Below are 8,012 nucleotides of genomic sequence, written 5' to 3' on the forward strand. Positions count from 1 at the left end.
TGACGTCGAGCCGGATTACGGAAAGCCTGCCGCTGCCATCGTCGGCTGCCCGAGCGACTTTCGCGGTATCGTCGGTGGAGGCGTCGTCTACGACGACGACTTCCGCCACCTCCGGCTCGCGCAACGCCGATGCGATGGCAACCGGGATTGTCCGGGCCGCGTTGCGGGCAGCGATGATCACGCAGACCTCGGGTTTTATCATCAATTCGTCTCTCGACTGCACAGGTGGCTCCGAATTTCTCGCCGCCCCCCGTTGAATGTCCGATGCAGCTCTCGACCTGACCGACTGTTCGTCTGTTCGAAAGAGCGTCAGCCGGCGCTTATGCTGCAAGTGCGAAGCAAAGCATCGCCAAAATCATTCGCTCCGTCCAGTCTTTCCTTTCGGTCTCGTCATGGGACGCGCCGCTTCGCAAACCGTCCCTGCTATTCTGGATAGAGCCGTCAGCGCACCCGAATCGCTGATCGCCAAGTCGACGACGAGCGGCGGCGCGACGACGACGCTGACTGTTGCGCCGGCCTTCGATGTTCGCTTTCGCGACAGGTGGTCGCGGGGGAAATCGGCCGCATCGTCAAGGGCAGGCAAAATCAGAGGCTGAATCAGGGAATCAGAGGATGGCGGAAAACTCCGGAGCCTGGTTGTAAGGCGAGCAGTCCGACAGGAATCCAGCCGACGCGACCTGGGGCCGGGTCAGTGAAGGCTTCTCCTGGCACTGAACTTCTCGCCGTCGGCCGCTTCGGTCAGCTTTCGTTCGGCATCGCGAATCTTATCGGCCGACGTCGGGGTATTTCTGGCAACCATGACGAAAACCAGCAGAAAGTAGCCCAGCTGGATGACAATGGCGCAGGCTATAGCGCGAAAAAGCGTTGTGCCTAGCGAAGCGCCGTCGAGATAAGACCAGGCGACCACGATCGCCAGAGCGAAAATCATGCCGACAATAAATTTTGGTAGCGACATACCCGACAGCCCGTCAACCTGCTCGGGCAAAATTGATGATTGACCCACCCCGAGCCTCCCTTCGCCATGCGAGCTTGTTAAGGCCGCTCGCTTTTTGGCCGGTTGCTTCCGGCCTTCCCACGCTGTCCATACTCTGACAGAAACAATTTGCAACTCTATTAAGGTGTGCAATAGCGGGCAAGGCCAACCGCAAATTATTTTGGATAAGTTCGCGCGATCGACTCTGCCATGTTGCGATGCACACATCGGCATCACGACCAATCACCCCGCTATGGATTCGCCTCAGTAAGAGCCGCAATATTAATCAGTATTTTACTTTAAAACCTCTATATATTTTACAAAGCTACAGGACGATAATGCTCAAAGACGCGGCACAAAGAGCGATTCGCCCAAAATCAGCCTCAAAAAGGCACTAGATTTTTCAAGGTTGCCCATAATTTGTCATGAACGTGCCATAAAGGCCAAAATTTGTGCAGGATCGGTTTATTATTTAGTCAATTCATGACGTGATTATTTCAGGCGCTCAAGAAATTGTGTGTTGCGATGCAGCATTTTTTTGATATCGTGCGCCAAACCATCCGTTCAACGTATGGAGTTTACGCATGAGGGACGTAGCCAAGCCGGCCGACGCGGATTTTTCGCAGGCCGGTATCGACTTTCCACCGATCGGCGGCCTGCTCAAACGCAGCTTCGATGTCGCCGGTTCACTGATTGGCCTGGTTGCTCTCAGTCCGCTGTTTGTAATGGTCGCGCTGCTTGTCAAGTTTTCCGACGGCGGGCCGATTTTCTACGGTCACAGCCGGATCGGTCGGGGAGGACGGATTTTCCCGTGCCTCAAGTTTCGCACTATGGTTCAGAATGGCGAACAGGTGCTGGCTGCATATCTTGCCGCCAACCCGGACGCCAACGCCGAATGGACAGCCACCCGCAAACTCAAGAACGATCCGCGCGTCACGCGCGTCGGGGCCGTGCTGAGGAAGCTCAGCCTCGATGAACTGCCGCAGATCATCAACATCCTTCAGGGTGACATGAGCCTTGTCGGCCCTCGCCCGGTCGTGCGCGACGAGCTTGAGATTTATGGCAGTTCGGCCGTCTATTACCTGAAATCGCGCCCCGGCCTGACCGGGCTCTGGCAGGTCAGCGGCCGCAATGACGTTTCCTATGACAGCCGCGTCGCATTCGATCGCCACTATGTCGAGAACTGGTCGCTGTTCGAGGACATTCGCATCATCGTCAAGACCGTGCCTGCCGTCTGGATGTCGCGGGGCTGCTACTGACCCGGCCGGAGCCGGTTCTGTGGAGGAGTGACGGTCCAGACGCCAAACATTCTGCAATAAGCTTCATTGGGCGGGGGTTAAAGCGGATCGGAAACGTTCAGTTGAAAACAAACATCTTCGGAATCTCCTGCGCCGGCACTGTCAGCAATCACATGCGACGGATGCGGCTTATGACTGCTTGCCTCGCGCTGTCGCTTGCCGTCCCACAACTCGCCGCCGCCGACGAGTACCGCCTGGGATCGCAGGACAAGCTGACCATCCGCGTGGCCGAATGGCAGACGGTTGAAGGCACGTTCCGCGACTGGACGGCCGTCAACGGAGAGTACACGGTCGGCCCTGCCGGAACATTGTCCGTGCCGTTCGTCGGCGAAATGCCGGCATCCGGCAAGACCACATCCGAGGTCGCGGCAGCGATCGGCCAGGCGCTCCAGCGCAAGCTCGCTCTGGCGGACCGGCCGGAAGCCTCCGTCGAAATGGCGCAGTACAGGCCGTTCTATATTTCCGGGGAGGTCCAGACGCCCGGCCAGTATCCTTATGTGCCGGACCTGACCGTCCTGAGGGCGATGAGCATCGCCGGCGGTGTCCGACGGAGCCCGGAGGGACAGCGGTACGACCGCGACATGATCAATGCCAAGGGCGATTTTGACGTTCTCCAGGACCAGCGGGTCCGCCTGATCGTCAGGCGCGCGCGCATCGAAGCGGAGATAGCGGACAAGGCGACGTTCGACGTGCCGAAGGAGGTGGCCGAAGATCCGAAACTGGCAAGCATCGTTGCCGACGAGATGGCGATCCTGACGGCCGATCAAAAGAATCTCAAACTGCGCCTTCAGGCGCTCGACGATTTGAAGACGTTGCTACAGAGCGAGATCGATTCGCTGCAGAAAAAGATCGTCAACCAGCAGCGGCAGGTCGACCTGGCAAAGGAACAGCTGAGCGGCATCGGCTCGCTGGCGCAAAAGGGCCTGGTCGTCAACACGCGGGTTCTGACTTCGCAACAAACGATCGCCGACCTGGAAGGCCAGATCCTGGATTACGAAACGGCCATCCTCACCGCCAAGCAGTCGATCAGCAAGGCCAACCAGGACGCCATCGACCTGGAAAACACCCAGAATGCGGGCCTCGCCACCGATCGGCAACAGGCAGAAGCCGATCTCAGTCAAACAATGCTCAAGATGAACATGCAAACCGGCCTGATGGCCGAAGCCATGTCGGGGAACCCGGCATTGCAACGCTATCGGGACGGCGAAGAGCCAACAATGTCGTTTGGCCTGGTTCGGGTGGTCGACGGCAAGGCCAAAGAAATCGCCGCCAGCGAAGACACGCCCGTGCTGCCCGGAGACGTGATCAAGGTAAAGCTGGCTCCAATGGCTAGCCAATAAGGCCTTCGAGCGACTGAATACCCGACGTCAGCTGACGCTCAAAGCGAGCGTCACGCCAAGGCCGTCCGCATAGATGCACGCTCCTCGGCAAGGAGTGGCTATCCGTGGGGGAGCGTAGTGAATATCTATCGTGCCAGAAGATATATCAAAGGCACAATCATCACATTCATTTGGGGAATGAGAGGTATCGAAATATCCGATCGGGTTTCGGTACTTGGAGCCTCGCCCCATATAGCAGGAAAAGGCAATTTTAGATTTGGCTCTCGCGTTTCATTTCGAGGGATTGGGTCACGTTCTTGGTTTCATGCACGTCGGAACGCAAGCCTGTCAATTGGCTCTAAATCTTTTATAAACAGCGGAGTTATGATCGACGCATCCGTCGCAGTAAGCATAGGAAACAGATGCCTTGTTGGCGATTCGGTTGTAATCCAAGACTCAAACTATCATGAGGTCGAAGAGGGTGCCGGCGTTAAAGCGAAAGCTGTCCTAATTGGTGATAACGTTTGGATTGGCCGAAATTCAATAATCCTGCCGGGAGTCGAAATCGGGGATCATAGCGTAATTGGAGCTGGGTCCGTGGTCACCAAAAGTGCACCGCCACGAAGCCTGATTGCAGGAAATCCCGCCCGAATAATTCGCGAAATTGTGGCGCCCCGAGATTACATTCGTTTTTGATAGGCGAAAATCAAAGTGACATTTGGCGCTTTGCTTAACCTCTTGCGGTTTCTGGTTCCGCGAGGTTGGCTGCGGTCCACCGGGGACGGGCGACAGGCACCCTCACCAGCTTGAAGTAGCTGTAATACAGGAGGAAGGAGCCCATAATGTAGGGGTTGAGGGTCTCGACCTCGACGAAGGACCGGATGAATAGAAGCACCATCACGCCGGCAAGAATCACCGACTCGGCTTGCCATGTCCTGAATATCAACGCCGAAATGTGGCCCCACAGCGTGCGCACGATAATCAGCGAAATCAGCGTCGCCCCGACATAGCCAAGCTCGACGAGGGCTTCGATATAGGTATTGTGGAAGTGGAAGCCGCTTCTGGTTGTGATGTAGAATTCGTTCCAAAGCCGCTCGGCCTCGGCGAAACCCTGCACCCAATAGCCCGCATAGCCGACGCCGAGGATCGGTGCTTGCTGCGCCGCCTCCCAGCCCTGCTCCCAGAGATAGGTCCGTCCGGTGAGCGTGGAATCCTTTCCGAAGACGCCAAGGACGAAATCCAGAAGTCCCGCAAAGGCCACCAGGGTGACCGCGATCAGCCCGCATGTGCCGACCAGGAAAATCACCCGTCGATAGCGGAGCGAAAGCTTCTTGGCCATGGCAAGCAGAGCCACCAGAGCGAGAACTGCCGGTATCGAAGCCATCGAGGTGGCGGAATGCGCAATGACCAGCAGATAGGCCGACAGGGCGACCACGGGCGCCGTCAAGATAAGGCTCATTCGGCCGCGCCTGAGAAAAGCCAGGAAGACAATGCAGAAGTAAATACCCAGCGATGCGACAAAGCCGATCTGGTTCTTGGAGCTGAATGCGCCGACGAAATTGTACGTCCCGTCCAGAACGTCATAGGAATAACCCCCGACCTTGAGCGAATAGAGCAGGACGAGAAAAATCCCGATCAGCGAGCCTATCGTCAACGTCCGGACGCTGACGGTGCGCGCCGCGATGTAGGCGCAGGCGATATGGGAGCAATACTGGACTGCCGTCCTCAATGTGATGCTGGGAGCATCCGACCAGAACACCGAGAGGCAGACGTAGATGGCAAATGCCAGCGGGAGCCACGCGCTGGAGGCATGTCGCAACAGCCGCCGGTAGTCTACCAGGATAAGGGGAAGCCAGACCGCATAATAGGCCAGGATCAAGATCTGACCGAAAATGGAGGAGTAGGAGAACGCCCAGATGGAGATGGCAACTGCAAAGCTACCGTAGACCGTGTTCTTCTCCGGATCGATCAACAGAGATTTTGGAATCTTCATCTCGGTAGCGGATACCCGTCCATGCAGTTCAATACCAATTCGCCGCCGCGCCAAGCGCGGACGCTTCCGTTGTGCAGTGCAATATAACCCATCCCCCGCAGCCTGTCACCCAAATGAGGCAAAAACAGCCGTAAGGATGCACCGAGGCGGGCGGTGAAAGACCGGCAGGCCGGGCAAGAACCGATCATCCCGACCAACCTGTGACCGCAAACACTGCCTAACGGCCGGGCATCACCGTCGGCACTGTCAAGAACCATCGCCGCCGCATTTATGAGAGGTTTGGCATCACCACCGCGCGGGAACTGTTTTTCTTCTAGCGCCTGGCGAAAAATAGCAGCGGCATTCATTGCATCCGTTGCAATAAATGAGACCCTCCGCGTACCCTATGTCGGGGACAACCAGACCAATGACCGCAGGATAATTGGCAGACACTGGTCCCCCGATCTGCTGGGTTGGAGCAAACGGATGGACAAACCTCGAATCTTCCTGGGCTCGTCGGGGAAGCAGAAGAAATTACTGCAGGCGCTGACACGCGGTCTTGAAGACATTGCGCATGTGGAACCCTGGACGACGTCCTTCAGTCCTGGGACAACCACCCTGGGGCGCCTCCTCGAGCTTACGCGTGAAGTTGACTTCGCCGCTTTCGTGTTCGCTCAGGACGATTGGACCAGTGTGAGCCAGCCGGCATCGTCTGCGGCGGCATCCGCTCAAGCTTCTCCACGAGACAATGTGGTTTTCGAGGCCGGCCTTTTCGGCGGAGTCCTTGGAATGCGCCGGACGTTCATCCTCCATGCCAATGGCTCCAAGCTTCCAAGCGATCTCCTCGGCCTCACCTCCGTAAGGTATGGCGAGGCGACGACCGGCGCGGAGATGAGGGCGATCAACCAAAAGCTTCGGAATGCGATCGAGAATGAAAGTCGTGTCGCCCGGATAGAGGGCCTTTGGTGGCAATTTTCCCTGTCGGAACGAACCGTAAAGGAGCCGTCCGCCGTGAGCCTCTTGCGTATCTCGCGAGACCGCGATGGTGCGCTGGAGCTAACCGGCCGCTCATGGCAAGAAAACGGCAGCCTGTCCGCGAGATACTGGAGCGAAGCTGTAAAGGAGAGAAAGGAGCCTCCCGGCATCTTTTACTTTTGGAATGGAGAACGGCCCTTGGACGCGAACGCGTCGCAGTTGTACGGGACAGGAGAGATCCGGCTGGAGTCCGCCGATCGCGCGTCCGGATACTTCACCACACGAGCCGACACACTGCCAAAACTGAACGCGCGCACCTCCGGTGTCTATCTGCGCGCCGATCCTGAGGACTTAAGCATCCTGGACGGGCGCGACAATCAGCGGCGCGTGGAGTTGATCGCAGAGCGGCTGAGCCATTGGAAGTCGATCAAGAACGTCTGAACTGTGCCCATGGGAGCCGCTCGAACGGCTCTGCCGCCTCGCCGCACCGCAGGCCCAGTACCATATGGAGAGGTAGCAGCCAGGAGGGGCTTCTCAACCGCCTGCTCCTGGCCCACCACGAAGCTGTTCGACGTTCCAGACTCCGGCTTGAACTTCTCTGTCGTTGACTTCACATTCGCCGCCGATTGGGAGGACGAGCACATGACGATGAGTTTTGCGGGACGGTTTGCCGGACGATCGGCCGTGATCACCGGTGGCGCCTCAGGCATCGGCCTGGCTGTCGCGCAAAGAATCGTTGAAGAGGGCGGACGCGTTTGCGTCTGGGATCGCGATCCCACCCAGATCGAGCAGGCCAAGGCTGTCATTGCCGATTTGCATGGCGTGACTATCGACGTCGCCGATCCCGTGGCGGTCGAACAGGCCGCCCGGCAGACGATCGATGCCCTTGGCGCGGTCGATATCCTGGTCACCAGTGCCGCCATCACCGGACCGAACATGACGACCTGGGACTATTCGGTGGAGGATTGGCGCCGGGTCATCGACATCAACCTCAACGGCGTCTTCTTCTGTAACAAGGCGCTGGTTCCGCACATGCTCGAGCGTAATTACGGCAGGATCGTCAACATCGCCTCGATCGCCGGCAAGGAGGGAAATCCCAATGCGTCGGCCTACAGCACCTCGAAGGCTGCGGTGATCGGCCTGACCAAGTCGCTGGGCAAGGAACTGGCCAAGACCAAGGTGACGGTGAACTGCGTCACGCCGGCGGCCGTGCGCACCGCGATTTTCCAGCAGATGAGCCAGCAGCACATCGACTTTATGCTGTCGAAGATACCGATGGCGCGGTTTGGCGAGGTCGAGGAGGTGGCGGCACTGATCTCATGGATCGCTTCCGAGGAATGTTCCTTCACGACGGCTGCCGTCTTCGACGTCTCCGGCGGCCGGGCCACCTATTGAAGCACGTCAGGTGCGATCTGCCGCCGGCCAGACTGGAGTTCACGTCGTTTGCTTAGGGTCGAACCTCCACTGTCCGATGA

The 8,012-nt window shown here is 58.0% G+C and carries 7 protein-coding genes and 2 pseudogenes; 6 read left to right on the forward strand and 3 right to left on the reverse strand.

Annotated elements, in window-relative coordinates:
• Both E5W87_RS12920 and E5W87_RS12925 read right to left on the reverse strand, forming a co-directional pair.
• Positions 1-202 (reverse strand): annotated as a pseudogene (locus tag E5W87_RS12920) (glycosyltransferase); the annotation flags it as partial.
• A gap of 486 nt (positions 203-688) precedes the next feature.
• Positions 689-1,003, reverse strand: a complete 315-nt coding sequence (locus E5W87_RS12925) for an exopolysaccharide production repressor exox (RefSeq protein ID WP_292397736.1) — start codon at positions 1,001-1,003, stop codon at positions 689-691.
• Between the two features lie 554 nt (positions 1,004-1,557).
• On the opposite strand from E5W87_RS12925, the gene E5W87_RS12930 reads away from it, so the two are divergent.
• The 3 genes from E5W87_RS12930 to E5W87_RS36075 all read left to right on the forward strand — a co-directional run bounded on the left by E5W87_RS12930 (position 1,558) and on the right by E5W87_RS36075 (position 4,286).
• On the forward strand, positions 1,558-2,232 hold the full coding sequence (locus E5W87_RS12930; RefSeq protein WP_292397737.1) for a sugar transferase: 675 nt from the start codon (positions 1,558-1,560) through the stop codon (positions 2,230-2,232).
• Between the two features lie 170 nt (positions 2,233-2,402).
• A complete protein-coding gene (locus E5W87_RS12935) occupies positions 2,403-3,611 on the forward strand; it encodes a polysaccharide biosynthesis/export family protein (protein WP_292397740.1) in 1,209 nt (402 codons plus the stop codon).
• A 363-nt stretch (positions 3,612-3,974) separates the two neighbouring features.
• Entirely contained in the window at positions 3,975-4,286 is a 312-nt protein-coding gene (locus E5W87_RS36075) for an acyltransferase (protein ID WP_367118822.1), read from the forward strand.
• A 34-nt stretch (positions 4,287-4,320) separates the two neighbouring features.
• Here the strand turns inward: E5W87_RS36075 and E5W87_RS12940 are convergent, their stop codons facing one another.
• A complete protein-coding gene (locus tag E5W87_RS12940) occupies positions 4,321-5,583 on the reverse strand; it encodes an O-antigen ligase (RefSeq protein WP_292397742.1) in 1,263 nt (420 codons plus the stop codon).
• 215 nt (positions 5,584-5,798) lie between these two features.
• Here E5W87_RS12940 and E5W87_RS12945 point away from each other — a divergent pair.
• The 3 genes and pseudogenes from E5W87_RS12945 to E5W87_RS12955 all read left to right on the forward strand — a co-directional run.
• Positions 5,799-5,900, forward strand: a pseudogene (locus E5W87_RS12945) (helix-turn-helix transcriptional regulator); the annotation flags it as partial.
• A 148-nt stretch (positions 5,901-6,048) separates the two neighbouring features.
• A complete protein-coding gene (locus tag E5W87_RS12950; protein ID WP_292397744.1) occupies positions 6,049-6,978 on the forward strand; it encodes a TIR domain-containing protein in 930 nt (309 codons plus the stop codon).
• A 201-nt stretch (positions 6,979-7,179) separates the two neighbouring features.
• The gene (locus tag E5W87_RS12955; protein ID WP_292397747.1) at positions 7,180-7,932 is read left to right on the forward strand and encodes an SDR family NAD(P)-dependent oxidoreductase; all 753 of its coding nucleotides are present in this window, start codon (positions 7,180-7,182) and stop codon (positions 7,930-7,932) included.
• Positions 7,933-8,012 lie beyond the last annotated feature (80 nt).

Source organism: Mesorhizobium sp. (assembly GCF_004962925.1).
In the GTDB taxonomy this organism is placed as follows: Bacteria; Pseudomonadota; Alphaproteobacteria; order Rhizobiales; family Rhizobiaceae; genus Mesorhizobium.

What these genes read in the sequence shown, in the direction of transcription:
- E5W87_RS36075 (WP_367118822.1), top strand. Translation starts at nt 3,975, where the DNA reads ATGATCGACGCATCCGTCGCAGTAAGCATAGGAAACAGATGCCTTGTT.
- E5W87_RS12935 (WP_292397740.1), top strand. Translation starts at nt 2,403, where the DNA reads ATGACTGCTTGCCTCGCGCTGTCGCTTGCCGTCCCACAACTCGCCGCC.
- E5W87_RS12930 (WP_292397737.1), top strand. Translation starts at nt 1,558, where the DNA reads ATGAGGGACGTAGCCAAGCCGGCCGACGCGGATTTTTCGCAGGCCGGT.
- E5W87_RS12955 (WP_292397747.1), top strand. Translation starts at nt 7,180, where the DNA reads ATGACGATGAGTTTTGCGGGACGGTTTGCCGGACGATCGGCCGTGATC.
- E5W87_RS12940 (WP_292397742.1), bottom strand. Translation starts at nt 5,583, where the DNA reads ATGAAGATTCCAAAATCTCTGTTGATCGATCCGGAGAAGAACACGGTC.
- E5W87_RS12950 (WP_292397744.1), top strand. Translation starts at nt 6,049, where the DNA reads ATGGACAAACCTCGAATCTTCCTGGGCTCGTCGGGGAAGCAGAAGAAA.